The organism is Ruegeria sp. YKSF070 (assembly GCF_059612725.1).
In genome coordinates this window covers 1-24,815 of the sequence record NZ_JBXWRD010000060.1, presented here as the reverse complement: position 1 = coordinate 24,815, position 24,815 = coordinate 1, and the positions used below count along the sequence as shown (strand labels likewise).

Genomic DNA, 24,815 nt, shown 5'->3' with positions numbered 1-24,815 from the left:
TAACCTCAGCGTATAATATGATGCAGTTTTACGCGATTGCGCGTGACCGGCAAGCACGACTATCAGGGCGCAAAGGGAAGGAGCCCATCATGACCGACATGCTCGACAGTTTCGCCGCCGATCTGACCGCAGCCACTCCGCTGCACCAGCCCGGCAACCTGCCGCATCCGCCGCATGCCATTCATGCCGATCATGTCCCGCTGTCGGGCGGTACCGACCCCACCTTTGGCGAAGTGCGCTGGCGGACCCTGATCAATGGCACGCCCACCGCGCCGCGCGACATGGTACTGGGCATTGCCGAATTCGGCCCGGGGCACCAATTGCGCCCGCATCGCCACACGCCACCAGAGTTTTACCTTGGTCTCGAAGGCTCAGGCACCGTCACCATCGACGGCGTGCCGCATGAAATCCGCGCGGGCGTTGCACTCTATATCCCCGGCGACGCCGAGCATGGCACAGTTGCCGGCCCCGAAGGTCTGCGCTTTGCCTATGGCTTTGCCTCGGCCAGCTTCGAGGCGATCGAGTATCGCTTTACCGCCAGCGCCTGATAGCCGCAAAGACATGAGGTGTGCGGGGTGTTGAACCCCCCGCGCGCCGCCCCTATCCTGCCGCCAGCGAAACTCTCTGGCAGGACAAATCATGACCGAGCAACCGACTCACCCGATGACCCCACAGGATTGCCTGGTCGCGATCATGATGGCGATTTCCGCCTCGGACGAAAACATCCGCACAGCCGAACTGGTCAAAATCCAGTCGGCGGTGAACATGCTGCCGGTTTTTGCCGACTACGACATTGACCGAATGAAACAGGTCAGCCAGGTGGTGTTCGATCTGTTCGAACAAGAGGATGGTCTGGACGCTCTCTTTGGTCTGGTCCGTGACAACCTGCCGGAACGTCTGTTTGAAACCGCCTATGCGCTGGCCTGCGACGTCGCTGCCGCCGACGGCACCCTCGCTGAAACCGAACTGCGGCTGCTCGAAGAAATCCGCTACGAGCTCAATATCGACCGGCTACATGCCGCCGCCATCGAACGCGGCGCCCGCGCCCGTCACGTGGTCTGAGACCTAATCGCGAGGAAAGCCCGCAAGAGCTTGACGAACGGCCCAGCACCTCAACTGCCGTAGATCGCGCCCCAACGCTCGATCAGCGCTTGCTGAAGCTTCTTCGACCGCGCATTCCAGCCGCGCGCGCCCTCCGGGCGCTCGCGGTCTTCTGGCGGAATTGCAGCGCGCCGGTCGGTATCCGCGGTCAGGATCGCAAAGGCCAGCACCGTACCATCCGCTCCGGTCATGAACCCGCCCAGCCCCGAGACGAAATTCAGCGTCCCGGTCTTGGCCGACACCTTGATCGGATGCCCCTTCAACACGCGACCCTTTGGATCGCGCATCGGGATATCCTTCAACAAGTGCGGCAACCGCCCAGTCTTGCCCGCCTGCACCAGAACCGCAACCAGATCCCGTGCCGTCATCTGCGACGCATCGCCCAGCCCAGAATGATCGACCAGACGCGAGCCGCGCAGGCCATAGCGCTCTGCCGCCCAGACCGTCATCTCCTCAGCCGAGGCACGCAACGTGGCCGGGCGCTTGCCCCGTGCAACGGTTGCCGCCAACCCAACCATCTCGGCGGTGAGATTGGTGGAGTATTTCAGCATGTCTCGCAGAATTTCTTCCAGCGGCGCACTGTCGTGATGAACCAGCATTCGTGCGCTCGCGGGCAATGACCTGACGACCTCGACCCGCCCCAGGACAATACCGTTCGACCGCGCCAGCGTCTGGAAAACGTCCCCGGCATAGAGCGCCGGCTTGCGCACCGGCAGCCACCGCGAACCGTCCTGGCCCAGCGCCTGGCTCGCCACCGTCCAGCTGTCGATCCGCTGGCGCTGCTCATAGGTATAGATCGGCAGCGCCCGGTTCACGACTTTCATCTCGGCCATCGCAACCACAGGTCTGATCTTGCTGCTGCGGGCGTCCATGCTGACGTTCCAGCCCTTGCCAGCCCGCTTCCACTCGAAATGCACGCGGTTGAAATTCAGCGCGATGCCTGACACCGAGGGGCTATAACCCACATGCTCGGGCTGTTCCGGATCGATGCTGTAAACCTCGGGCAGGGCGCCGTCATAGACCTTGAAAGCACCGCGCACCTCACGCAATCCGCTCTCCTTCAGTGCTCGTGCCAGCGCGGCGAGCGCATCGGTATCGAGTGTTGGATCGCCCCCGCCCGCGAGGATCAGATCGCCCTTGAGAACCCCGTTCTCGACCGGCCCATCAGCCAGAACCCGCGTCCGGAACCGGTGAGAGGGTCCGAGTGTCTCCAGGGCATAGAGCGCGGTCAGCGCCTTGGCGACACTTGCCGGCGGCAGGGCCAGTCCCGGCTCAACCGTTTCCAACTCCAGCCCCGTCTCCGCATCGGCAACGGCAAAGGCGACGCGCCCGGACAGACCCGAACCCGACAACACCGCTTCGGGACCGGCAAGCGCCTGCGCGTCCTTGGGTCTGAGCGGTGGGCGCAGCGACAATGCGGGGGCTTCGGCATAGGCCGCGGAATGGCTCAGCGCCGCGCCAAGCCCCGCCAGGAATACACGTCTGGAAATCACTTCAACCATGCCGCAATAAAAACCCAGTGACCCGCGCCGCACAAGCGGTGGTTTCGCATTTCGCCCCCGCTTTCATCATGTTACGGCGCGGGCATGGGCCGCGCCATCGGAATCATGTTCATCGCCATGTCGCTGATCCCCGCGGGGGATATGGCGGGCAAGCTGCTGACCGGCACCTATGGAGCCGCACCGATCTATGTGGCCTGGTCCCGCTTTGCCCTAGGATTGCTTCTACTGATGCCCTTTGTGCCCGCTGCCGCCTGGCGCCTGCTGGCCAATTGGCGCATCTGGTTCCGGGCGCTGCTACTTGCGGGGGGCATCCTGTCGATCCAATCGGCCCTCAGGACCGAGCCTCTGGCCAATGTCTTTGCCGCCTTCTTTGTCGGGCCGATCCTCAGCTATGCCCTCTCGGCCCTGCTGCTGCGAGAGCCTGTCACCGTGCTGCGCAGCGCGCTGATGCTGCTCGGTTTCGGGGGCGTGCTGCTGGTCGTCCGCCCCGGGTTTGGCGGCTCGCCCGGCCTGCTGCTGGCGCTGCTGGCGGGGTGTTTCTATGGCGGTTTCCTGACCGCGTCGCGCTGGCTCAGCCCGCTGGGCTCGCCACTCGCGCTCAGCCTCACGCAATTGGCGATTGCCGGACTGGTGCTGATGCCCTTTGGCCTCGCCGCCCTGCCCGCCTTCACACCGCAGGTGGCGGGGTTAACACTGGCCAGCGCACTGGGCTCGATGCTGGGCAACCTGCTCTTGCTTGTGGCCTATGCCCATGCACCGGCAACCCGGCTTGCGCCGCTGGTCTATTTCCAGCTTCTTGCCGCGACCGGTTTGGGCTGGGCAGTGTTCGGCGATCTGCCCGATCTGTGGACATGGGCCGGGCTGTCACTGGTCCTGGGCGCTGGTCTCGCCTCGGCCCTGCTGCGCCGCTGACCAGCCCCCCGCTGCCCGGATCCGGGTCGAGCTGACATCGACCATCGGCACATTCACGAAACACCAGGCCGGAGCCTGCGACCGACCCAGCAGGTGCCGCGCCTGCCCGTCGATGCGATAGGGAGCATAGGCCCGCGCCGCCGGTGACATCCGGGCCGAGATCCGATCCCCCGGCCGCGCCAGCACACCGACCGGCACCGATTCCATGATCTGACGCCAGTCCTGCCAACGGTGCAGTTGCGCCAGGTTATCAGCGCCCATCAACCAGACAAACCGCACCCGCGGATAAATCCGCCTGAGCGCCGCAATCGTGTCTGCCGTCGCCCGCGTGCCCAGATGGGTCTCGATATCGGTGACATCCACGCGGGGATGCTGCATCATCACTCGGGCCGCTTCCATACGCCGGTCCAGCGGCGCCGGCCCTTGTGTCTTGAGCGGGTTGCCCGGGGTCACCAGCCACCAGATCCGATCCAACCCGAACATCTTCAGCGCCTCGCGCGTCACATGCACATGCCCCGCGTGCGGCGGATCGAACGATCCGCCGAACAGCCCGATCACCTGTCCGGGCCGCGCATATGGAAAACCCTGCCTCATGAACGTCTTGCTTGGCGCCTGCGCAGCGCCTTGTCAATCGGCGGGCCGCACCGGATCGCCCAACTTGATCAACCCCGGCTCCAGCACTTCGGCACACCAGCCGCCATGCCCGCGCACCGCCGAATAGCCGCCGGTGCCGAATGTCTCTTCCATCCGCGAACAGGGCGCACAGATCACCGTCAGGCGCAGAACCGCACCGCCTACCTGCACCGCACGATCCTTGAGTGCCGCCAGGTTGATCCCCTCGACCACGATGTTGCGCCGCAGATCCAAGGGCGACACTGCCCCGCGCCCCAGATAGGCGCCGATGGCACCCAGATGTTCGCCCTGCACCAGCGTCACCGCCCGCTTGCCGGGCCGCCCGTGATCGCCCACAAGACCGTCAAGCCCGACAAGACCCTCGTCAACCGCGACCAGCGCCGCGCGCCGCTCGGGCCTGAGCCCGATCCAGCCGACCCGCCCCGGCTGCGCCCAGCCATCTTTCAGCTTCGTCAAACTGATCATCGCTTTCCCCGAAACCGCGCGCTTTATGCTGCACGGGGCCCAGGTCGGATACAATGCACAGCTGCGTCATCTTCGGTCACGCCAGTGATTGCCCCCACCCGCGCCATTCGCTATCACACCGGCCAACCCGACTTTCCCCGACCCAGAGGACACGACATGGCCGCCTATCAATATGTCTACCACATGCAGGGTGTTTCCAAGACCTACCCCGGTGGCAAGAAATGCTTCGAGAACATTCACCTGAGCTTCCTGCCCGGGGTCAAGATCGGTGTCGTCGGCGTCAACGGCGCCGGTAAATCCACCCTGATGAAGATCATGGCCGGCCTCGACAAGGATTTCACCGGCGAGGCCTGGGCCGCCGAGGGCGCAAAGGTCGGATACCTCCCGCAAGAACCGCATCTCGACCCGAACCTGACCGTGCGCGAGAACGTCATGCTGGGGGTCAAGGCCAAGAAGGACATCCTCGACCGCTACAACGAGTTGGCGATGAATTACAGCGACGAGACCGCCGATGAAATGGCCAGCCTGCAAGACCAGATCGACGCCGAGAACCTGTGGGATCTCGACAGCCAGATCGACGTCTCGATGGAGGCGCTGCGCTGCCCGCCTGACGATGCCAATGTCGAAACCCTCTCGGGCGGGGAACGCCGCAGGGTGGCGCTGTGCAAGCTCCTGCTCGAAGCGCCCGACATGCTGCTGCTCGACGAACCGACCAACCACCTGGACGCCGAAACCATCGCCTGGCTTCAACAGCACCTGATCGATTACAAGGGCACGATCCTGATCGTCACCCACGACCGCTACTTCCTGGATGACATCACCGGCTGGATCCTCGAACTGGACCGTGGCCGCGGCATCCCCTACGAGGGCAACTATTCCGCCTGGCTGGAACAGAAGGCCAAGCGCCTGGAACAGGAAGCGCGCGAGGACAAGGCCAAGCAAAAAACGCTGGAACGCGAACTGGAATGGATGCGGCAGGGCCAAAAGGCGCGTCAGGCCAAGTCCAAGGCCCGTATCCAGGCCTATAACGAGATGGCCAGCCAGTCCGAGCGGGAAAAGGTCGGCCGCGCCCAGATCGTCATCCCCAACGGCCCGCGTTTGGGATCGAAGGTGATCGAGGTCAACGGCCTGTCGAAGCACATGGGTGACAAGCAGCTGATCGAGGGGCTCGACTTCTCGCTGCCCCCCGGCGGCATCGTCGGCGTCATCGGCCCCAACGGTGCCGGTAAATCGACGCTGTTCAAGATGATCACCGGGCAGGAAACCCCCGACGCCGGCACCATCGAGATCGGCGACACGGTCAAGCTCTCCTATGTCGACCAGTCGCGCGATGACCTAAAGGACGGCGATACCGTCTGGGAGGCGATCACCGGCGGCGCCGAGATCATCCAGCTGGGCGATGCGCAGGTGAACAGCCGCGCCTATTGCTCGTCCTTCAACTTCAAGGGCGGCGACCAGCAGAAAAAAGTCTCGCTCTTGTCGGGCGGCGAACGCAACCGCGTGCACATGGCGCGGCTCTTGAAAGAGGGCGGAAACGTCATCCTGCTCGACGAACCGACTAACGACCTGGATGTGGAAACCCTGCGCGCGCTCGAAGACGCGCTGGTCGATTTCGCCGGCTGTGCCGTGGTCATTTCCCACGACCGCTTCTTCCTCGACCGTATCTGCACCCATATCCTCGCCTTCGAGGGCGACGCCCATGTCGAGTGGTTCGAAGGCAACTTCGAGGATTACGAAGAGGATAAGAAGCGCCGCCTCGGACCGGACGCTCTGGAACCCAAGCGGTTGAAGCACAAGAAGTTCGTGCGGTAGATTACGCCGCATTTATCAACCCAGCGCGAGCCTGCGCCCGTCTGGCAGGCGCACTTGCACTGGGTTGAAAGAGCTAGAGACACAAGGGTGCCACTACAATCCGATACGTAGCGCCGCTATACATCGCGACTGCTCAAACGCCCCGTTTTCCCGTCCAAAGCTGCTTGGCCATTGGCCACCACCATCATTCCAAAAACAGAAAACTTCGCCGAAGCCGTGTCCGCCGAACTGCAACACGAATCACGTGGGCATGACCGGCTGACGCCCCGCTCGCCGTAGTCGACCGCGTTTCAAAGCCGGGCATCGTGGCGCCGTGCAATCCGGGCACGAGGTCGCGCAGCATGCTGCTACGCCGTCACCGTGAGGTTAACATATTTTGAACACATTCTTCCCTAGACTGTCTCAGCATCGAGGCGCGTGAAATGCGCAGCCTAAGGATGTGTGGGAGAGAAAACGCATGGCATGGATCGGAGTATTTCTGGGGACCTTTGCCGGTCTTGCCTGCAGTATCCTGGGCTTTCTGTTTTGGAACCTGCCACTCTGGGCCGCCCTGCTGCTCTATCCGGTGACCGGATCAGCCATCACGGTTTGCGTGGTCGTGTTCTTCTTGTTGCGCGAAGCGCAGAGTCCTGCCGCCGAGCCGGTGACCGGAGGCAGAACCGTCAACGGTTAAACGCGGTTCCGCTCAGAACGCGGTCCCGGTCTTGAACCCCAGCTTCTTCAGAACCATGGCCGCCGGGCAAAATCCGGTGACCGAGGACTGGATCAGGTTCACACCGATGAACACGGTGAACCACATCCACAAGGGCGAGACCAGCGCGGTCAGCAAGACGCTGAGCAAAACCATGAAGCCAGCAAACATCATCACGGCACGATCGAGGGTCATTCATCCAACTCCTGTCAATTGCCGGGCGACGCGCCCGGCCTTGAGGTACATATAACCTCGCCACAGATCACATTCAAGTATAAGAATGTTTCTTAGCCGCGCACCCAACCGACGATCTGCCCGGACTGCATCGCGCCGGACTGGCGTTTCTTTTCCTTGCCACGCTCAAAGGCCACCATCGTGGGGATGCCGCGAATGCCGTAGCGGCCGCCGGTGGACTGGTGTTTCTGAGTGTCGAGCTTGACCAGCCGCGCCTGTCCGGCCAATGCCCCGGCCGCCTTGGCGTACTCCGGACCCATCATGCGGCAAGGGCCGCACCATGGCGCCCAGAAATCGACCACCAGCGGCAGGTCGTCGTTCTTCTTCGCCTTTTCGAGGATCGCGGGATCAACATCCCGCGCCTGCCCCGTGACCAGCCCGTCACCACATTTTCCACATTTGGCGCCAGCGGTCAGCCGGGCCTCGGGTACGCGGTTGAGCTGGCCACAAACCAGACATGTCAGTGTCTTGTCACCCATCTCGGCTCTCCGAAAGCATCACATTCGGAAAGTGACATAGGTTGCAGCAGATCACCCTGCAAGGGTCGTCCTCATGCCATACCGCGCGCAAAAGCCAGCGGGGAATGAGCCATGTCGCGCCCGCGCCGCAGCAGGCGGCGGGACACGATCCAGACCAACGGTACCGCAACGATCGCGACCGGCAGCCCCCAGACAAGGCTCAAACCATCGGGCCACAAGATGCCAGCCGTCAGATAGCCGGCGCCTATCGGCGCCAATGACGTCGCGAATAACGACGCCACCGAGGCAAACAATTGCCCCCGCGCCCAGGCCGGTGCGGCCGGGTCATGCGCCCGACCATAAGCCCAGGCATAGATCAGCACTGCCAGCGAAAGCCCGGCAATACCCACCAGAATCTGCATGATGATCTCCACGATCCGGGCGCCGGATGCCCGTCGGGTCCACGCTGGCCCGTCACTCTGAGTCGGGCGCCCGAAACGATATGATATGCAGCTTTTGCAAACTGAAAAGGGGCTTCGCCCGCTCTGCTCCGCCGTTCGGCGGCAATCAGCCTGCGGCGGTGCCGTCCACCGGGCGGGGTCTGCCCTGCTCGTCGATCGCAACGAAAGTGAACACCGCTTCGGTCACCTTCTCACGCAGTCCCTGCCGGTCGCGCAACGCCCAGGCCTCGATCTCGATCGCCATCGAACTGCGCCCGACACGCACCACCTGGCAATAGATGCACAACACGTCACCGACGCCCACGGGCCGGATGAACTTCATCGCATCCACCGCAACCGTGGTCACCCGCCCCCCTGCGCGGGCGCCAGCGGTCAGGCCAGCGGCGATGTCCATCTGGCTCAGCACCCAGCCACCAAATATGTCGCCGTTAACGTTCACATCGCGCGGCATTGCAAGCGTGCGCAGGGTGAGTTCACCATTTGGTTGCGGGTCGGTCATGGCGCGATATCCTCTTTGCTGCACTGCGGCTGGAGACAGCGTAAAGCAATTCGCGGGCGACTCCGCAATCATCATCACGTTCCGGTGCACCGCCTTTCATGCCATCGCGCAAATGGGCATGTTGGCTTTATGCGACGTCTCAACACAGTCCTCTTGCCGGGCGCGGTCTTGCTTGTCTTCGCGCTGATTGCGCAGATCACCGGGCTGACGCTCAGATTGGGTGCGCACCCATGGTGGGCGCAAAAGGTGATCTGGATCGGTCTGCCGCTGGGCATCGGTCTGGCGATCATTGTCTGGGCGCTCGGGATCCCGCGCCTGCCAAGGCAGGGCGGATTCGCCCTGCTGACTCTCGCGGCCTTTCTGACCGCTCATTTGGGCAAGTCCCGCTTTGCCGCCTCCTTTGCCGAAGATGCACTTGCCGGCCAGGCCTGGTATTTCGGTTGGATCGCCACTTGTGCCTTTGCCGCCGCAACTCTGGCATCACTTTTCCGCTATAGCCGCCAAACGCATTGACCAAGCGGAACAGGCACCGGAAAATACCTGATATTACCGTTTCAAGATGCGAGGCCAGACATGATCACGCGCCGGACATTCATCGCCGCTTCGGTTGCGGCCGGTACGCTGCCATGGGCGGTGCAGGCCAATGCCAGTGCAGAGTTCGACCCAACACCACAATTCGTGCGTATCAAGAAAGCGTTCGAACCCGGACATCTGCTTATCCTGCCGCGTTCTTTCTACCTCTACTACGTGACCGAGGAACGTCAGGCGATCCGTTACGGATGTGGCGTCGGCAAGGCCGGGCTGGAGTTTACCGGCAACGCCACCATCGACGTCAAAAAGGAATGGCCCACGTGGCGCCCGACGCAAGAGATGATCGAGCGCGACCCGCGAACCTATGCCAAATTCGTGGACAACTCCTATGTTCAGCCCGGCGGCCCGGGGAACCCGCTGGGAGCAAGGGCGCTCTACCTGTTCCAGAACGGTGTGGACACCTATTTCCGCATTCACGGCACTACACAGCCCGAAACCATTGGACAGGCTGCATCGAACGGCTGTATCCGCATGCTCAACGAGCACGTGATCGATCTGTACAACCGGGTGCCGCTCGGCACGCTCGTGACGGTGCTCTGACGCTCGGATTTCAGCGCCAGACCGGCGGATATGCGAGATTCTTCTTGCCAAACGCTTAAGCGCGACCCATTTCTGGGGGCGCAACGTTACGCTATCGACCATACTGCTCCTTTTCCGGCTCAGTCCTCGATTTCGCATTGACCGAGCCGATCTGCCGCATATCGCGGGCAGGGAATTGAAAGAACAGACAGGAGATATGACGATGGCCACCGGCACCGTCAAATGGTTCAACACCACCAAAGGCTTCGGCTTCATCGCCCCCGAAGAAGGCGGTAAGGATGTGTTCGTGCACATTTCCGCCGTTGAACGCTCGGGGCTGACCGGCCTCGCCGACAACCAGAAAGTCAGCTATGAGTTGAAGCCCGGACGCGACGGCCGCGAATCCGCGGTCGACCTGAAGCTGCTCTGAGCTTTTGCGCGTCGGGTCCGCCTTGCCGGACCCGGCCCTTTCACGGCGCGGACAAATCCACATCCGTTACCGCTTCGATAAGCAACCGGCCGTCCGGCCAGGGGCGCATTGGTACCTGAACCAGCGTTTGATCCCCATTCAGCCAGTCCGGTACATGCCGAAGTGGCAGCAACACCCCATCCTGTGAGGACTCGGCGCGTTACGCCAGCTGCCGGGTCAGAAAGAAACGGCCTAGCATCTCACTCCTCCGCCGACCGGACCAGGTCCAGCACATGCGGACCCAGCGCCGCGACGATTCGCGTCACACCTTCGGCATTGGGGTGGATACCGTCGCCCTGCATAAAGCCTGACACCGCCGAGGGGTCGCCCTCAGCCGCGAGCCCGGCAAAGAAGCTCGGCGCAAAGAGAGCGCCGTATTCGGCAGCCAGCTCGGGATAGATAGCATCGAACGCCGCCTTGTACTCGGGGCCGTAGTTGCCCGGTGCCTGCATGCCTATCAGCAGCACCTCAACCCCGGCCTGTTGCGCCTCGGCCAGAATCGTTGCCAGATTACCGCGTGCCACCTCGGGCGCAATGCCACGCAGCAGGTCGTTGCCTCCAAGCGCCACGATCATCGCATCCACCTCGGGCGTCAGGGTCCAGGCCACCCGCGCCGCGCCGCCAGCCGTGGTATCCCCAGATACGCCCGCATTGATCAGCGTGACCTCGACCCCCTCGGCCGCCAACCAGCGTTGCATCTGGGGCACGAAGCCCTCGTCAGGCACCAGCCCATAACCCTGGGTCAGGCTGTCACCCAGCGCGGCGATCACCAACGGTTCGGCCGTTGCAGCCACACCCCACCCCGTCAACAGAAGCCCGATCAAAGCCTTGCGCATATCCCTCGACGCTCCATATGCCCTAGAATACCCAAGCAAAGGCCCATCATGACCGACCCTGCTATTCTCCTAGAAGATGCCCGTTTGTCGCTCGAAGGCAATGCCGGGCGCGTCGATATCCTGCGTGGAATCTCGTTGAGCGTGCCCGCCGGGCAGACACTTGGGCTGGTCGGGCCATCGGGGTCGGGCAAATCCTCGCTGTTGATGTTGATGGGCGGGCTGGAACGCGCCACCGGTGGCCGAGTGCAGGTGCTGGGCCACGATCTGGGCGCGATGGACGAGGACGCGCTAGCGCGGTTCCGCCGTGACCGGATGGGAGTGGTGTTCCAAAGCTTTCACCTGATCCCCACCATGACCGCGCTGGAAAATGTGGCCACGCCGCTGGAACTGGCCGGCCACCGGGACGCGTTCGACCGCGCGGCGGCCGAGCTTGCGGCGGTGGGCCTGTCCCACCGCGCCGGGCATTATCCGGCGCAGCTTTCGGGCGGCGAACAACAGCGTGTGGCGCTGGCCCGCGCCGCCGCACCCCGCCCCGCCATCCTGCTGGCCGACGAGCCCACCGGCAATCTGGACGAGGCCAATGGCGCCGCGATCATGGATCTGCTGTTCGGCCTGCGCGACCAATATGGCGCGACGCTGGTTCTGGTCACGCACAGCGCCCGGCTGGCCAGCCGCTGCGACCGGGTGGTCCGCCTCCGCGATGGCCGTATCGAGCATACCGAGAGCCGCGAGGCCGCGCAATGAGCCTGCGACTGGCTGCCCGCCTCGCCCGGCGCGAGTTGCGTGGCGGGCTGCGGGGGTTCCGCATCTTTCTGGCCTGTCTGGCGCTGGGTGTCGCGGCCATTGCCGCCGTCGGCTCGGTCCGCAGCGCGATCGAGGCCGGGCTGGCCCGCGAGGGCGCGGCCCTTCTGGGCGGCGACGCGCAGATGGGTTTCACCTATCGCTTTGCCACCCCCGAGGAGCGAGACTGGATGCAGACCCGCGCCAGCCGGGTTTCGGAACTGGTGGATTTCCGCTCGATGGCGGTGGTGGGGACCGAACGCGCGCTGACCCAGGTCAAGGCGGTCGACAGTGCCTACCCCCTGCTCGGCAGTGTCACGCTTGACCCGGACCTGCCGCTCGATCAGGCGCTGGCGGGTGCCGAGGGCCTGCCCGGTGGGGTGATGGAACCTGTCCTGTCCGACCGGCTGGGCCTGCAACCCGGTGACCGGTTCCGGCTGGGCACGCAGGAGTTTGTCCTGATGGCGCGGCTGATGCAGGTGCCCGACGGCGTCGCAGACGGCTTTGCCCTCGGACCCCGCACCCTGGTTCGGACCGAGGATCTGGCGCAATCCGGCCTGTTGGCGCCGGGCACCCTCTTTGACACCAAATACCGGCTCGACCTGCCCCCCGAGAGCGATCTGGCCAGCATCTCGCAAGAGGCCCGCGCGCGTTTCGCCGACAGCGGACTGCGCTGGACCGATGCGCGCAACGGCGCCCCCGGCATCGCCGATTTCACCCGGCGGCTGGGCGCGTTCCTGATCCTTGTCGGACTATCTGGCCTGGCTGTGGGCGGCATCGGAGTCTCGGCTGCGGTGCGCGCCTATCTGGCTGACAAGACCGCCACCATTGCCACGCTGCGCACGCTGGGCGCCGACCGGCGCACCGTGTTCCAGACCTATTTCCTGCAAATCGGCGCGCTGTCGGGCCTTGGCATCCTGCTGGGGCTCGCGCTCGGCGGGTTCGCGCCCCTGCTGCTGGCGCCGCTGATCGAGGCACAACTACCGGTGCCGGCTGTCTTTGCGATCTACCCGGAGCCGCTGGCCGAAGCCGCGATCTATGGCCTGCTGACGGCGCTGGTCTTTACCCTCTGGCCTCTGGCCCGGACCGAGGAGGTGCGCGCCGCGACCCTGCTCCGCGATGCCCTGTCCCGTGCCCCGCTGCTGCCGCGACTTCGCTATGTGCTGGCCACGGGCGCCGGACTGGTCCTGCTCTGCGGGCTGGCCGCGTGGTTCAGCGGGGCGCTGGCACTGACACTCTGGACATTGGGCGGCATCGCCGGGGCGCTCCTCTTGCTCGCCCTCGCCGCCGGCGCGGTGCGGGCGCTCAGCCGTGCCGCTGCCCCGCTCGCGCGCGGTCGCCCGGCGCTTCGCTGGGCGCTGGCCTCGATCTCTTCGCCACGGCAGGGGGCCGCGCCTGTGATGCTGTCGCTGGGCCTGGGCCTGTCGGTGCTGGCCGCCGTGGGCCAGATCGACGGCACCCTGCGCAATGCGATTTCCGGCAACCTTCCCGATGTGGCGCCCTCGTATTTCTTTGTCGATATCCAGCGTGACCAGATGCCCGGCTTTACCGCCCGGCTGCGAAACGACCCTGGCGTCAGCCGCATTGAAAGCGCGCCGATGCTGCGCGGAATCATCACGCGTATCAACGATCTGCCCGCGCGCGAGGTCGCCGGAAACCATTGGGTGCTGCGTGGCGATCGGGGGGTGACCTATTCCGCCGAACTGCCCGACACCACCCGGCTGACCGAGGGCGAATGGTGGCCCGAGGATTACGCAGGTCCGCCCCTGATCAGCTTTGCCGCCGAAGAGGCGGCCGAGATGGGCCTGCAACTGGGCGATACCCTGACCGTCAACATCCTGGGCCGCGATATCACCGCTCGCATCTCCTCGTTTCGCGAGGTCGATTTCTCGACCGCGGGCATGGGGTTCATCATGGCGATGAACCCTGCTGCCCTGTCCGGCGCCCCCCATAGCCATATCGCCACGGTCTATGCCGACGAGGCCGCCGAGGCCGCCATTCTACGCGATCTGGCCAGCAGCTATCCCAACATCACCGCGATCCGGGTGCGCGACGCCATCGACCGCGCCTCCGGCCTGCTGGCCGGGTTGGCCAGCGCCACATCCTATGGCGCAGGCGTCTCTTTGCTGACCGGGTTTCTGGTACTGATCGGCGCCGCCGCCGCAGGTCAGGGCGCACGCATCTACGAGGCGGCGGTACTGCGCACCCTGGGCGCGTCGCGCCGCCGTATCCTGCTCAGCCTTGCGCTGCGCAGCGCCCTTCTGGGTGCCGCTGCGGGCACCATCGCGCTGGCCGCAGGCATCCTGGGCGGCTGGGCGATCAGCCGCTTTGTCTTCGAGACATCATTCTCGGTGATCTGGCCTTCGGCACTGGCCATCGTGCTGGGGGGCGTATCAGCGGTACTTGCTGCAAGCCTTGTGTTCTCTCTGTCCCCGCTCGCCACCCGCCCGGCGCGCGTCCTGCGTGCCCGAGAATGAAGCAGCCCACCTGGGACACACTCTACCGCGCGCAGACCACCGGATTGAGGATCTTGAGCAGGTCGGTGTTGTCACAAACCAGCGCATCCAGCGTGATCTCGTCCAGCGAAGCATAAAACGCCTGCGCCGCATCCCTCAGTGCCAACCGAAGGCGGCAAGCATCGGTCAAGGGACAGCTGTTATCGGCATCGGCGAAACACTCGACCATCGGCAGATTGCCCTCGACATGTCTGAACACCTCACCGATGCGGATCGCATCCGCGGCCATGCCCAGACACATGCCGCCATTGCGGCCCCGCTGCGTGGTCAGGAACCCCAACTGGCTGAGCTGGTTGATCACCTGGGCCAGATGGTTCTCGGAAATGTTGCAGACTTCGGCGATCTCGGACTTGGTCACCAGCCGGTCCGGATGCGCGGCGCAATACATCAGCAGCCGAACCGCAATATTGGTGCGCTTGGTAATGCGCATGATCGGGTCCTCCCCCGTGGGATTTCATCTGCAAGCCTTATTGCACATCCCGTGAAAAACCTGTTTGACATACATCAATTGCACCGGTTCGGCGGCGAGGCACATATGGCAGACCCTTATTTCTTTGGCTACGGCAGCCTGGTGAACCTGGCAACCCACGACTTCCCCGATCCGCGCCCGGCTCGCCTGTACGGCTGGCGGCGCGTCTGGCGCCATACAGACCTCAGACAAGTGGCCTTTCTGACGGCACTTCCGGATGCGGATTGCAGCATCGACGGCATGATCGCCCATGTGCCCAATGACGACTGGCAGGCACTCGATGCGCGCGAATGGGCCTATGACCGCGTCGCGGTCACCGACCACGTGCGCCACGACCTGAAGCAGCCCGCCGAGATCGCGGTCTATGCGGTGGCACCGGAAAAACAGAGCGTGCCCAGCACCCGGCACCCGATCCTGCTCAGCTATGTGGACGTGGTGGTACAGGGCTACCTGCGTGCCTTCGGCCTCGAGGGAGTGCGCGACTTCTTCGCCACCACCAGCGGCTGGGAGGCACCCATTCTCGACGACCGTTCCCAGCCGCGCTACCCGCGCCACCAGCAACTCAAGGCAGAAGAGACCGATCTGGTGGACCGGTCCCTCATCGAAATCGGCGCGCGCATCGTCGCGGTGACCTGAACGCGCAGCCCTTCATTTCGCCGCAAATACTCCCGCCGGAGGCGTCAAGATTTTTCGTCGAAAAATCTTGCGCTCCCGCTCAGCCGCGCGCGCGGATCACCTGCATCAGCGGCAGCAGGGTGGCCATTTCCGGCCCGCGCTCCATGCCGGTCACCGCCTTTCGCAGCGGCATGAACAGCCCCTTGCCCTTGCGGCCGGTGGCCTCTTTCACCGCCTGGGTCCAGGCACCCCAGCTGTCACCGTCAAGCGGCCCTTCGGGCAAGAGCGCCATGGCCTCGGCCACAAAGGCGCGATCTTCGTCGGCGATCAGCGGCTCGGCTCCGTCCCTGCACAGCGCCCACCACCCTGCCAGATCGTTCAGCGTGGTGATGTTCTCGCGCGCCATCAACCAGAAAGGCGCGGCCAGATCCTCCGGCACGCCCGCCGCGGCCACGTCTGCCGCGACTGCCTCCAGCGGCAGCGCCTGCAGATAGCGGCCGGTCAGCGGGAACAGGTCCTGCACATCGAACTTGGTCGGTGCCGCGCCAAACCGGGTCACGTCGAACCCCTCGATCAGCTCGGCCATGTCGCTGCGCAACTCGACCGGATCGGACGAGCCGAGCCGCGCCATCAGGCTGAGCAGCGCCATCGGCTGCACCCCTTGCTCGCGCAAATCGCGCAGGGCCAGCGTGCCCAGGCGCTTCGACAACGCCTCGCCCTGCGGGCCGGTCAGCAGCGAATGATGCGCAAAGCGGGGGTGTTCGAACCCGAGCGCCGCCATGATCTGGATCTGGGTCGCGGTGTTGGTCACATGGTCCGAGCCGCGCACCACATCGGTGACGCCCATATCGGTATCATCGACCACCGACGCCAGCGTATAGAGAACCTGACCGTCGCCCCGGATCAGGACCGGGTCGCTGACACTGGCCGCGTCGATCGAGATATCCCCGAGGATGCCGTCAGTCCACTCGATCCGCTCCTGGTCCAGCTTGAACCGCCACACGCCGTTGCCACGCTCGGCCCGCAGGGCGTCTTTCTCACCCTCCGACAGCGACAGCGCCGCCCGGTCGTAGACCGGTGGCTTGCCCATGTTGAGTTGCTTCTTGCGCTTCAAATCCAGTTCGGTCGGGGTCTCGAACGCCTCGTAGAACCGACCCATGTCGCGCAGCTTGTCGGCAGCCTCGGCATAGCGGTCCAGCCGCTCGGACTGACGCTCTACCCGGTCCCAATGCAGGCCCAGCCAGTCGAGGTCCTGCTTGATCGCGTCGACATATTCCTCTTTAGACCGCTCTGGGTCGGTGTCATCGATGCGCAGGATGAAGGTGCCACCCGCCTTGCGGGCGATCAAAAAATTCATCAGCGCGGTGCGCAGGTTGCCCACATGGATGTAACCGGTGGGCGAAGGGGCGAAACGGGTGGTGGTCATGGACATCTCCTGTTGCCGATCCCCTTGTCACAAGGCCCGGCAATTGTCCAGTTCGGCGCCCTGCCACCTTCTTCAAACCAACACCATCGCCAATCCGCTTGCGGGTATAGACCTGATCACCCGGCGCCACCTGAAATCCGCACAGATTTATGCATTAATACCGAGGTTGCCGGTGCCTCGACCTGCCCTATCCTTTTGGGTGTTTCACACATAACTGGGGAGGTCTGATCATGAACCTGAAGCTTTCGCGCCGCGCCGCCTTGACCGGTGCCGCATCCCTACCGCTTGCCGCTGTCGCGGCGCCCGTCCTGGCCGGTGCCCATGGCGGAAAGGCGGCGGCTCCCATCGCCCGCTCGTTCAAGCTGGGCAGCCTGGGGGTGACCACCCTTCTTGACGGCAGCCTGCCGCGAGACGGGGCCAAGGACATCTTTGGCGGTGGCGCATCGGACGAGGATTTCGCCCGTGTCTCGGCCGAGAACTTCATCCCTGCCGACACGGCACAATTCTTCTTTACCCCTACGCTGGTCGATACCGGGGCCGAACTGGTGCTGTTCGACACCGGTCTAGGCCAGGGCGGCATTACCCGCGCGCTAGAAGCAGCTGGCGTTGCGCCCGAAGCCATCGATGTGGTGGTAATCACCCATATGCATCCCGACCATATCGGCGGCATGATGACCGATGGCGCCCCCACCTTTGCCAATGCCCGTTATGTCACCGGCGCCGCCGAATACGATTTCTGGTCCAAGGCCGAGGCCGGTAACCGGGTCGGTGACCTCGTCAAGTCGCATGTAACGCCGCTGGCGGAGAAAATGACCTTTGTCGAGCCGGGCGCCTCGGTCGCCGCCGGGGTAACGGCGGTCGATGCCTCGGGGCACACGCCGGGCCATATGGGTTACATGCTGGAGAGCGACGGGCAGCAGCTGATGCTGACCGCCGATCTGGCGAACCATTATGTCTGGTCCTTCGCGCATCCTGAATGGGAAGTACGGTTCGACATGGACAAGGCCAAGGCAACCGCCTCGCGCCGTCAGATCCTGGGCATGCTGGCCGCCGACCGGGTGCCGATGATCGGCTATCACATGCCTTTCCCCGCGGCAGGTTACGTGGAAGCGCGCGGTGACGGTTTCCGCTTCGTGCCCGTCAGCTATCAGTTGATGGGCTAAGGCTCCGGGCTCAGTACCCCGGATCGGGCGCCACCCGGCTGCCATCGCTGAACCGCGACAGGCGAAACTCCCATGGGTCCACCACCGGGGGTTCGCTTGTCGCCAGATCGGCGATCAATCGCCCGGCGCCCGGCCCGATCCCGAACCCGTGCCCGGAAAACCCCGTTGCTATGAACAGTCCCGGCAGATCCGGGACACCCGAGATCACCGGGATCGCATCCGGGGTCACGTCGATCATCCCGGCCCAGCTTTGCATGATCTCGGCCCCGTCGAGCATCGGAAAGGCGCGGCGGGCGGCAGACCACGCGCGGCGCAGGTGTTTCTGCGACGGCTCCGGGTCGAGTATCCGGGTCAGCTCGAACGGGGTCACATCGCCCGGCTGCCACTGGCGCGCCATCTGCGCCTCTTCCAGCCAGCGGCGCGACAGCCGAAAGCGCAGCGAACGCCATTCCTGCCGGAAAGCGGGCAGGAACCGATGTGCCAGCCGCAGGCTGTCGGGCACAAGATCAACCGTGTTCTGCGTGCCCGCAGCAATGGTAAAGCCACCATCGGCACGGCGGCGCATGGCGAACCCGTCCGACCAATAGGCGGCATTGGGACCCTCGGCCATGGGCGAACTGCGTAACACGGTGTTCAGCACCTTGAGTTGCGGCAGCGATACACCTGCATTGCCAGCAAAGAGGCGCGACCAGGCCCCACCCGCCAAAATCACTCTGGAACAGGCCACCCGGCCCCGTTCGGTATAGACCCCGGTCACCCGGCCCGCCTCGACGTCGACCGAGCGCACAGCACAGGCGGTCAGGATTTGTGCACCCCGGTCACGGGCGCCCTCTGCAATCGCGGGGGCGGCCCATTGCGGCTCGGCCCGGCCGTCCTGCGGCATGAACAGTGCCGCGCCCGGCGGCTTGCGGTGACCGGGTAGTTGGGTGGCAAGCTCCGCCCCCTCAATCATCCGGGCCCGCGTATCCAGCCCATCCACATGGCACGCCCAGCGCTCCAGATTCCCAGTGCTGCGCCGCCCCGAAGAGGCAAACAGGATGCCAGAGCGCACAAAGCCGGTGTTGCGTCCCAGACGCGCATCCAACCCGTCCCAGATCTCCAGGGCCGCCTGCATGAGCGGGATCTCGCGCGGGTCGCGCATGCCCAGCCGCACCCAACCCCAGTTGCGTGAGCTTTGCTCAGCCCCGATCTGACCCTTTTCGCACAACAGGACCGAGACGCCTCGTTCGGCCAGTTCCAGCGCCGCCGAGACCCCGATGATGCCGCCACCAACCACAACGACCTCGACCTGCTTCGGCAGGGCAAGGTCGGAATAGAAATCGGTCGGGCGGGGTCCGGGCATTCGGGCTCATTCACAGGACACAATCAGTGTCAGTGATGTAGCCCGCCCTGCCCGGACGAAAGGGGCTAAATCGACGCGCCGGATCACATCCTTGCGGGCTGTGGCAGAACTGCCATTACCTAGCGTCAGATGTTTCGGCCTGTTCAGCCTGGAACCGCGAGAACGGATCCAATCGCATCTTGTCATGCACCACCGGTGCATCCCGGAAGTCGGGCAGGTACAGCCCCGAGGTCCACCGCTCGGGCAGCCAGGACAACATCCGTTCTATCCCGGCGACGCGCCGCATCGCCCAATCGCGCAGGATCTCGGCCCGGACCGGATCAAACCGCCGGAACCGGCCGAAAGCCGCCGCGACCATCTCAGACATGCGGTCGTGGCCCACAGTCAGATAGGCAATGATCGGCAAGACAATGGCAAGGCCCAGCAACAGCGGAAGCAACCCGGGCCAGCCGATCAAGATCGCAAGCGCCAGGATGGCGGCAGAGTGGCGCCATTTCGGCTGATAGCGCGCTCTGCTTTGCGTCTCTTGAGGGGCTTCCGGCACGGCGGGTGCGATCTCGGGCAGGGTCTTGCGCGGCTTGGGCCTCGGCGCAGGCGCCTCTTCGCGCATCACCGCCTCGACGACCTTGTCGATGACGGCTTCGTCGATCTCACGCGGTGGCGATTTCAGCATTTCCACCCCTTGCGGGGGCGCGTTCAGAGGATTCAACATGGCACACATCCCAGATACGAGTATCCATCACCCCGATTTGCACCAGGTTTGAGGGCAAAGGCGGTGACAATGGCGATTTTGCCATCTTCACCGGGTCCGCGCCCTCAAAATGTCATATTTAGGTCAAATTCGCCTCAAATCGGATTTGACCCCGAGACAGTCTCTACTGCCATCAACGATTGTTGCCGATGCCGCATCAACTCGGGTCGCGCCAGCGATTCACGATGGGATATCGCCGGTCCAGCCAGAAGGCGCGCGGGGTCAGCCGGGCACCGGGGGCCGCCTGATAGCGCTTGTACTCGCTGATATAGATCAGATGCTCGACCCGGCGGGCGACATCGCGGTCGAACCCGGCAGCGACGCAATCGGCGATGGAGCCGTCCTGATCGACCAGAATATCCAGGATCGCGTCCAGTTCGGGATAATCCGGCAAGCTGTCGCTGTCCTTCTGATCCGCGCGCAACTCGGCACTGGGTGGCTTGTCGATGACCGAAGGCCGGATCACCTCGCCCGCAGGTCCCATCATCCAGGACCGGTGGTTGGAGTTGCGCCAGCGGCAGGTCTCGAACACCCGTGTCTTGTAGAGATCCTTGATCGGATTATAACCGCCCGCCATGTCGCCATAGATGGTGGCATATCCCACCGCCACCTCGGACTTGTTGCCGGTGGTCAGCAGCATTTCGCCAAACTTGTTGGAAAGCGCCATCAGCAACAGGCCACGCAGGCGGGACTGGATGTTCTCTTCGGTCAGCCCCGGTTCGGTCCCCGCAAAGAGAGGTGCCAGAGTGTTGGTCACCGCCGCCCGGCTTTCCGAGATCGGGACATAGTCATATCGAACGCCCAGCGCCTGCGCCACGGCCTCGGCGTCCTCCAGCGACTCGGCGCTTGTATATTCCGAGGGCAGCATGACACAGCGCACGTTTTCTGCGCCCAAGGCGTCGGCTGCGATTGCCGCCACAAGCGCCGAATCCACCCCGCCGGACAGGCCCAGCAGCGCCTTTCCAAAGCCGGCCTTGCGCATGTAATCGCGCAGGCTTTCGACCATCACGCGGTAATCCTGCTCCCAGGCATCGGGCAGCAGCGCCACCTCGCCCTTGGCGATGCGCCAGCCTTCGGGTCCGCGTTCCAGATCGACATGGGTGATCGCCTCGTCAAAGACAGGCATGCGAAAGGCCAGCGCGCCACCCGGGTTCAGGCCAAAGGTGCCACCGTCGAACACCTGATCATCCTGACCACCCACCATGTTGAGATAAATAAGCGGCAGACCGGTCTCGACCACACGTGCCACCATCTGGTTGATCCGAGTATCATACTTGTCACGGTAATAGGGCGACCCGTTAGGCACCAGCAGAAACTCGGCCCCGGTCTCGGCGAGGGTTTCGGCGACATCTTCGTGCCAGGCATCCTCGCAGATCGGGCTGCCGATGCGGGTATTGCCCACCGAATAGGGTCCGCCCAGCGGTCCGGCATCGAAAATGCGCACCTCGTCGAAAACGGTCTCGTTGGGCAGGTGGGTCTTGAGCGAGCGGCTGACGATCTTGCCACCCCGCAGGATCAGGTAGGCGTTGTAAAGCTTGCCGTCCTCGACCCACGGGCCGCCAATGGCCAGCGCCGGCCCGTCGGCGCAATCCTCGGCGAGCGCCTCGACCATGGCGATGGCGGCATCGTGAAACACCGGTTTCAACACCAGGTCTTGCGTGTTGTACCCGGTCACGAACATCTCGGGCAGCGCCACCAGTTCGGCCCCCGCCGCGCGTCCCCGCTCCCAGGCCATGCGGGCCTTGGCGGCATTGCCAGCCAGGTCGCCCACGGTGGGATTGAGCTGCGCCAGAGTGATACGGAAACGGTCGGCCATGATGCCCCCTTGCCCTTGCTCCTGATCTGCCGATTTATCAGATCGACGCGCGAGGAAAAGCCAAATGCGGCAAAAGACATTGCCCCTTGCCCGGACCTGCCTTAATTTCGCGGTGCCGCATTCAGACGGTCGACAGGGCAGACAGAGGCATCAATGACCAGAAACCGCAGACGCATCGCATTTGCCGCCATGCTGGCCATGGCCCCAGCGGCCTATGCCCAGCAGGACCAGGTTCTGACCACGCAGGACGAGATCGGCGGCGTCTACGAGGGCACGTTCCGAGGCGGCCTGCAACATGGCACCGGCACCTATCGGCTGCCGAACGGCTATGAATACAGCGGCGAATGGGTCGATGGAGAAATCCGCGGCCGCGGCGTCGCGCGCTTTCCCAACGGGTCGGTCTACGAGGGCGATTTCGCCCAGGGCAAGCCCGAAGGCATGGGCAAGATCACCTTTTCCGACGGCGGTACCTATGAGGGCGAATGGTCGGACGGGGTTATCAACGGCCAAGGCGTCGCGATCTATGCCAATGGTGTCCGATACGAAGGCGGGTTCCGCGATGCCAAGCATCACGGCAAGGGCGTGATGCAAAGCCCCGGTGGATATGTCTATGATGGCGACTGGGTCGACGGCCAGAAAGAGGGGCTGGGCAAGATCACCTATCCCGACGGCGCCGTCTACGAGGGCGGCATCGTCGCGGGGCAGCGTCATGGCGAGGGCACGCTGACCCTGCCCGACGGACTCGTCTATGTGGGCTTCTGGGCCGATGGGCAGATCAACGGCAAGGGCACGCTGACCCAGGCCAATGGAGATGTCTACGAGGGCGACCTGATCGCCGGGCGGCGCGAAGGCAAGGGCAAGGTCACCTATGCAAACGGCGATGTCTATCAGGGTGATTTCACCGATGACCGGCGCGAGGGTCAGGGCATCTTCACCGGCACCGACGGCTACAGCTATGCCGGGTCCTGGGTTGCCGGCCAGATCGAAGGCCAGGGCCGCGTCACCTATCCCGATGGCTCTGTCTACGAGGGCAATTTCCGCGCCGATCTGGCCGATGGACAGGGCAAGATCACCTATCCCGACGGGTCAAGCTATGAGGGCGAGTGGGTCGCCGGCGTGATCGAGGGCACGGGGACCGCGATCTATGCCAATGGCATCGTCTACAAGGGCACCTTCAAGAATGCCAAGAACCACGGCCAGGGCATCATGACCTATGCCGACGGCTATCGCTATGAGGGCGAGTGGCAGGATGGGGTACGTCACGGGCAGGGCAAGGCCACTTATCCCGACGGCTCGGTCTATACCGGCCAATATGTCAACGGCCAGCGCGAGGGCGACGGCGAGATCGTGATGGCCGACGGGTTCCGCTACAAGGGCCAGTGGCAGGCGGGCAAGATCAGCGGTATCGGCGTCGCCACCTATGCCAATGGCGATGTCTACGAGGGTCATTTCCGCAATGGCAAACGTCAGGGCGAAGGCACCATGAAATATGCCAGCGGCCAGGAAGAAAAGGGCAACTGGGACAATGGCGCGCTGACCAAGGGCGAGGCGGCCCCCGCCGCGTCTGACGGCTAGACGATATCTCCGCCGTCAAGCCGGGCCAGCAGGGTGTGGGCATCCGACAGGATTTTCCGGCGCTGATCCGGATCCATCCGCTCCCACGTCCGGTACATGTTACCCATGCGAGGATTGTCCGCGAACCGGTCCCGATGGCGGTCCAGAAAGCTCCAGTAAAGCAGGTTGAACGGACAAGCCCGGTCACCGGTCTTGACCTTCACGTCATAGGCGCATGTCTTGCAGTGGTCCGACATCCGATTGATGTAGGCGCCGCTTGACACATAGGGCTTGGACGCCACGATCCCACCATCGGCGAACTGGCTCATGCCGATGGTGTTCGGAGCCTCGACCCACTCGAATGCATCGGCGTAAACGGCCAGATACCATTCGTGGACCTGCTGCGGATCGACCCCCACCAACAAGGCAAAATTGCCGGTGATCATGAGGCGCTGAATATGATGGGCATAGGCCTCGTCCCGCGTCTGAGACACCGCCTCGCGAATACAGGTCATCCGCGTCTCGCCGCCCCAGTAGAAGGCTGGCAGATCTCGCTGGTGTCCCAGCGCATTGGATGCCGTGTATCCCGCTCCCTCGAGAAAATAGATGCCCCTTACGAATTCGCGCCAACCGATGATCTGCCGAATGAAGCCTTCGACAGCGTTCAAGGGCGCACGGCCCTTGCGCCAGGCCTGTTCGGCGGCACGGCAGACCTCCAACGGGTCCAACAGACCGAGATTGAGATAGACCGACAGGACGGAATGATACAGAAACCGTTCCCCCGTCAGCATCGCGTCCTGATAGTCGCCGAACAGCTGCAGCGCCTCGGCGACAAAGTGGTCTAGCGACTGCAAAGCCTGTTCCCGGTCGGTTGCAAACCAGAACGGACGCGACGTGCCGAAATTCGTGCCAAAGCGGGAGTCAACAAGGTCCAGCACCTCGAAAGTGGTCGCGTCTGGTTCGAACCGCAACGGTGCCGGGAACACGTGGTCGCGCGGGGGACGCTTGCGATTGTCGGCATCATAGTTCCAACTGCCACCCGCGGGATGGTCACCCTCCATCAACAACCCGGTCTTGCGGCGCATGTCACGATAGAACCATTCCATGCGCAACTGGCTGCGCCCCTTTGCCCAGTCCTCGAAATCGCACCGGGACGCGATGAACCGCGTATCGGGAAGTAGCGTCACCTTGAGCGGCAGC

The 24,815-nt window shown here is 64.0% G+C and carries 27 protein-coding genes; 13 read left to right on the top strand and 14 right to left on the bottom strand.

Translation table 11 applies throughout. The annotated features are described in order from the left end of the window. Positions 1 to 89 precede the first annotated feature (89 nt). Entirely contained in the window at positions 90 to 548 is a 459-nt protein-coding gene (locus tag AC2FL1_RS20690) for a cupin domain-containing protein (RefSeq protein WP_496825458.1), read from the top strand. 91 nt (positions 549 to 639) lie between these two features. After that, the gene (locus AC2FL1_RS20685) at positions 640 to 1,062 is read left to right on the top strand and encodes a tellurite resistance TerB family protein (protein WP_234137342.1); all 423 of its coding nucleotides are present in this window, start codon (positions 640 to 642) and stop codon (positions 1,060 to 1,062) included. Between the two features lie 50 nt (positions 1,063 to 1,112). On the opposite strand, the gene dacB is transcribed toward AC2FL1_RS20685, so the two are convergent. Next, positions 1,113 to 2,603: a D-alanyl-D-alanine carboxypeptidase/D-alanyl-D-alanine endopeptidase gene (dacB, locus tag AC2FL1_RS20680; protein ID WP_496878169.1), complete on the bottom strand. Its 1,491-nt coding sequence runs from the start codon at positions 2,601 to 2,603 to the stop codon at positions 1,113 to 1,115. Between the two features lie 84 nt (positions 2,604 to 2,687). On the opposite strand from dacB, the gene AC2FL1_RS20675 reads away from it, so the two are divergent. After that, positions 2,688 to 3,515 (top strand): DMT family transporter, encoded by an 828-nt coding sequence (locus AC2FL1_RS20675; RefSeq protein ID WP_496878168.1) that lies wholly within the window; start codon positions 2,688 to 2,690, stop codon positions 3,513 to 3,515. On the opposite strand, the gene AC2FL1_RS20670 is transcribed toward AC2FL1_RS20675, so the two are convergent. After that, positions 3,468 to 4,109, bottom strand: coding sequence for a nicotinate-nucleotide adenylyltransferase (locus AC2FL1_RS20670; protein WP_496825455.1), 642 nt, complete (start codon positions 4,107 to 4,109; stop codon positions 3,468 to 3,470). The two genes, AC2FL1_RS20675 and AC2FL1_RS20670, sit on opposite strands and share 48 nt — an antisense overlap. Positions 4,110 to 4,142: 33 nt before the next feature. Next, positions 4,143 to 4,613, bottom strand: coding sequence for an MOSC domain-containing protein (locus tag AC2FL1_RS20665; protein ID WP_496878167.1), 471 nt, complete (start codon positions 4,611 to 4,613; stop codon positions 4,143 to 4,145). 156 nt (positions 4,614 to 4,769) lie between these two features. Between AC2FL1_RS20665 and ettA the strand changes: the two genes are divergently transcribed. Both ettA and AC2FL1_RS20655 read left to right on the top strand, forming a co-directional pair. After that, on the top strand, positions 4,770 to 6,425 hold the full coding sequence (ettA, locus tag AC2FL1_RS20660) for an energy-dependent translational throttle protein EttA (protein WP_496825453.1): 1,656 nt from the start codon (positions 4,770 to 4,772) through the stop codon (positions 6,423 to 6,425). Positions 6,426 to 6,882: 457 nt separating this feature from the next. Continuing rightward, complete coding sequence (locus tag AC2FL1_RS20655) at positions 6,883 to 7,098, top strand: hypothetical protein (RefSeq protein WP_496878166.1); 216 nt, start codon at positions 6,883 to 6,885, stop codon at positions 7,096 to 7,098. Between the two features lie 12 nt (positions 7,099 to 7,110). Here AC2FL1_RS20655 and AC2FL1_RS20650 read toward each other — a convergent pair whose 3' ends face one another. The 4 genes from AC2FL1_RS20650 to AC2FL1_RS20635 form a co-directional block, all read right to left on the bottom strand. Continuing rightward, positions 7,111 to 7,311: a YgaP family membrane protein gene (locus AC2FL1_RS20650; protein WP_044027833.1), complete on the bottom strand. Its 201-nt coding sequence runs from the start codon at positions 7,309 to 7,311 to the stop codon at positions 7,111 to 7,113. A gap of 92 nt (positions 7,312 to 7,403) precedes the next feature. After that, positions 7,404 to 7,829: a thioredoxin domain-containing protein gene (locus AC2FL1_RS20645; RefSeq protein ID WP_496878165.1), complete on the bottom strand. Its 426-nt coding sequence runs from the start codon at positions 7,827 to 7,829 to the stop codon at positions 7,404 to 7,406. Between the two features lie 71 nt (positions 7,830 to 7,900). Next, entirely contained in the window at positions 7,901 to 8,230 is a 330-nt protein-coding gene (locus AC2FL1_RS20640; protein ID WP_496825449.1) for a hypothetical protein, read from the bottom strand. 145 nt (positions 8,231 to 8,375) lie between these two features. Further along, on the bottom strand, positions 8,376 to 8,768 hold the full coding sequence (locus tag AC2FL1_RS20635; protein WP_234137332.1) for an acyl-CoA thioesterase: 393 nt from the start codon (positions 8,766 to 8,768) through the stop codon (positions 8,376 to 8,378). 129 nt (positions 8,769 to 8,897) lie between these two features. Here AC2FL1_RS20635 and AC2FL1_RS20630 point away from each other — a divergent pair, with 129 nt between their 5' ends. The 3 genes from AC2FL1_RS20630 to AC2FL1_RS20620 all read left to right on the top strand — a co-directional run bounded on the left by AC2FL1_RS20630 (position 8,898) and on the right by AC2FL1_RS20620 (position 10,308). Continuing rightward, entirely contained in the window at positions 8,898 to 9,281 is a 384-nt protein-coding gene (locus AC2FL1_RS20630) for a hypothetical protein (protein WP_496878164.1), read from the top strand. 60 nt (positions 9,282 to 9,341) lie between these two features. Next, positions 9,342 to 9,899: a L,D-transpeptidase gene (locus AC2FL1_RS20625; protein WP_234137330.1), complete on the top strand. Its 558-nt coding sequence runs from the start codon at positions 9,342 to 9,344 to the stop codon at positions 9,897 to 9,899. Positions 9,900 to 10,101: 202 nt separating this feature from the next. Next, positions 10,102 to 10,308, top strand: coding sequence for a cold-shock protein (locus tag AC2FL1_RS20620; RefSeq protein WP_011046198.1), 207 nt, complete (start codon positions 10,102 to 10,104; stop codon positions 10,306 to 10,308). A 239-nt stretch (positions 10,309 to 10,547) separates the two neighbouring features. Here AC2FL1_RS20620 and AC2FL1_RS20615 read toward each other — a convergent pair whose 3' ends face one another. Continuing rightward, positions 10,548 to 11,183, bottom strand: a complete 636-nt coding sequence (locus AC2FL1_RS20615) for an arylesterase (protein ID WP_496878163.1) — start codon at positions 11,181 to 11,183, stop codon at positions 10,548 to 10,550. Positions 11,184 to 11,231: 48 nt separating this feature from the next. Between AC2FL1_RS20615 and AC2FL1_RS20610 the strand changes: the two genes are divergently transcribed. After that, the gene (locus AC2FL1_RS20610; protein WP_496878162.1) at positions 11,232 to 11,927 is read left to right on the top strand and encodes an ABC transporter ATP-binding protein; all 696 of its coding nucleotides are present in this window, start codon (positions 11,232 to 11,234) and stop codon (positions 11,925 to 11,927) included. Then, on the top strand, positions 11,924 to 14,440 hold the full coding sequence (locus AC2FL1_RS20605) for an ABC transporter permease (protein ID WP_496878161.1): 2,517 nt from the start codon (positions 11,924 to 11,926) through the stop codon (positions 14,438 to 14,440). Before AC2FL1_RS20610 ends, AC2FL1_RS20605 begins: the two co-directional genes overlap by 4 nt. Before the next feature lie 22 nt (positions 14,441 to 14,462). Here the strand turns inward: AC2FL1_RS20605 and AC2FL1_RS20600 are convergent, their stop codons facing one another. Beyond that, complete coding sequence (locus tag AC2FL1_RS20600) at positions 14,463 to 14,909, bottom strand: RrF2 family transcriptional regulator (protein WP_496825444.1); 447 nt, start codon at positions 14,907 to 14,909, stop codon at positions 14,463 to 14,465. 105 nt (positions 14,910 to 15,014) lie between these two features. Between AC2FL1_RS20600 and AC2FL1_RS20595 the strand changes: the two genes are divergently transcribed. Beyond that, positions 15,015 to 15,584, top strand: a complete 570-nt coding sequence (locus tag AC2FL1_RS20595) for a gamma-glutamylcyclotransferase family protein (RefSeq protein ID WP_496878170.1) — start codon at positions 15,015 to 15,017, stop codon at positions 15,582 to 15,584. A 79-nt stretch (positions 15,585 to 15,663) separates the two neighbouring features. Here AC2FL1_RS20595 and gltX read toward each other — a convergent pair whose 3' ends face one another. Further along, on the bottom strand, positions 15,664 to 16,989 hold the full coding sequence (gltX, locus tag AC2FL1_RS20590) for a glutamate--tRNA ligase (RefSeq protein ID WP_496878160.1): 1,326 nt from the start codon (positions 16,987 to 16,989) through the stop codon (positions 15,664 to 15,666). Positions 16,990 to 17,219: 230 nt separating this feature from the next. Between gltX and AC2FL1_RS20585 the strand changes: the two genes are divergently transcribed. Continuing rightward, entirely contained in the window at positions 17,220 to 18,152 is a 933-nt protein-coding gene (locus AC2FL1_RS20585; RefSeq protein WP_496878159.1) for an MBL fold metallo-hydrolase, read from the top strand. Positions 18,153 to 18,162: 10 nt separating this feature from the next. Here the strand turns inward: AC2FL1_RS20585 and AC2FL1_RS20580 are convergent, their stop codons facing one another. The 3 genes from AC2FL1_RS20580 to AC2FL1_RS20570 all read right to left on the bottom strand — a co-directional run bounded on the left by AC2FL1_RS20580 (position 18,163) and on the right by AC2FL1_RS20570 (position 22,061). Then, positions 18,163 to 19,494 (bottom strand): NAD(P)/FAD-dependent oxidoreductase, encoded by a 1,332-nt coding sequence (locus AC2FL1_RS20580; RefSeq protein ID WP_496878158.1) that lies wholly within the window; start codon positions 19,492 to 19,494, stop codon positions 18,163 to 18,165. Positions 19,495 to 19,609: 115 nt separating this feature from the next. Further along, the gene (locus AC2FL1_RS20575; RefSeq protein ID WP_496825439.1) at positions 19,610 to 20,206 is read right to left on the bottom strand and encodes a hypothetical protein; all 597 of its coding nucleotides are present in this window, start codon (positions 20,204 to 20,206) and stop codon (positions 19,610 to 19,612) included. 196 nt (positions 20,207 to 20,402) lie between these two features. Continuing rightward, entirely contained in the window at positions 20,403 to 22,061 is a 1,659-nt protein-coding gene (locus tag AC2FL1_RS20570) for an NAD+ synthase (RefSeq protein WP_496878157.1), read from the bottom strand. Between the two features lie 153 nt (positions 22,062 to 22,214). On the opposite strand from AC2FL1_RS20570, the gene AC2FL1_RS20565 reads away from it, so the two are divergent. Further along, positions 22,215 to 23,636: an MORN repeat-containing protein gene (locus tag AC2FL1_RS20565; RefSeq protein WP_496878156.1), complete on the top strand. Its 1,422-nt coding sequence runs from the start codon at positions 22,215 to 22,217 to the stop codon at positions 23,634 to 23,636. Here the strand turns inward: AC2FL1_RS20565 and AC2FL1_RS20560 are convergent. Then, positions 23,633 to 24,815 (bottom strand): cryptochrome/photolyase family protein (locus AC2FL1_RS20560; protein WP_496878155.1); only part of this gene is annotated, 1,183 nt, incomplete at its 5' end. The genes AC2FL1_RS20565 and AC2FL1_RS20560 overlap by 4 nt on opposite strands.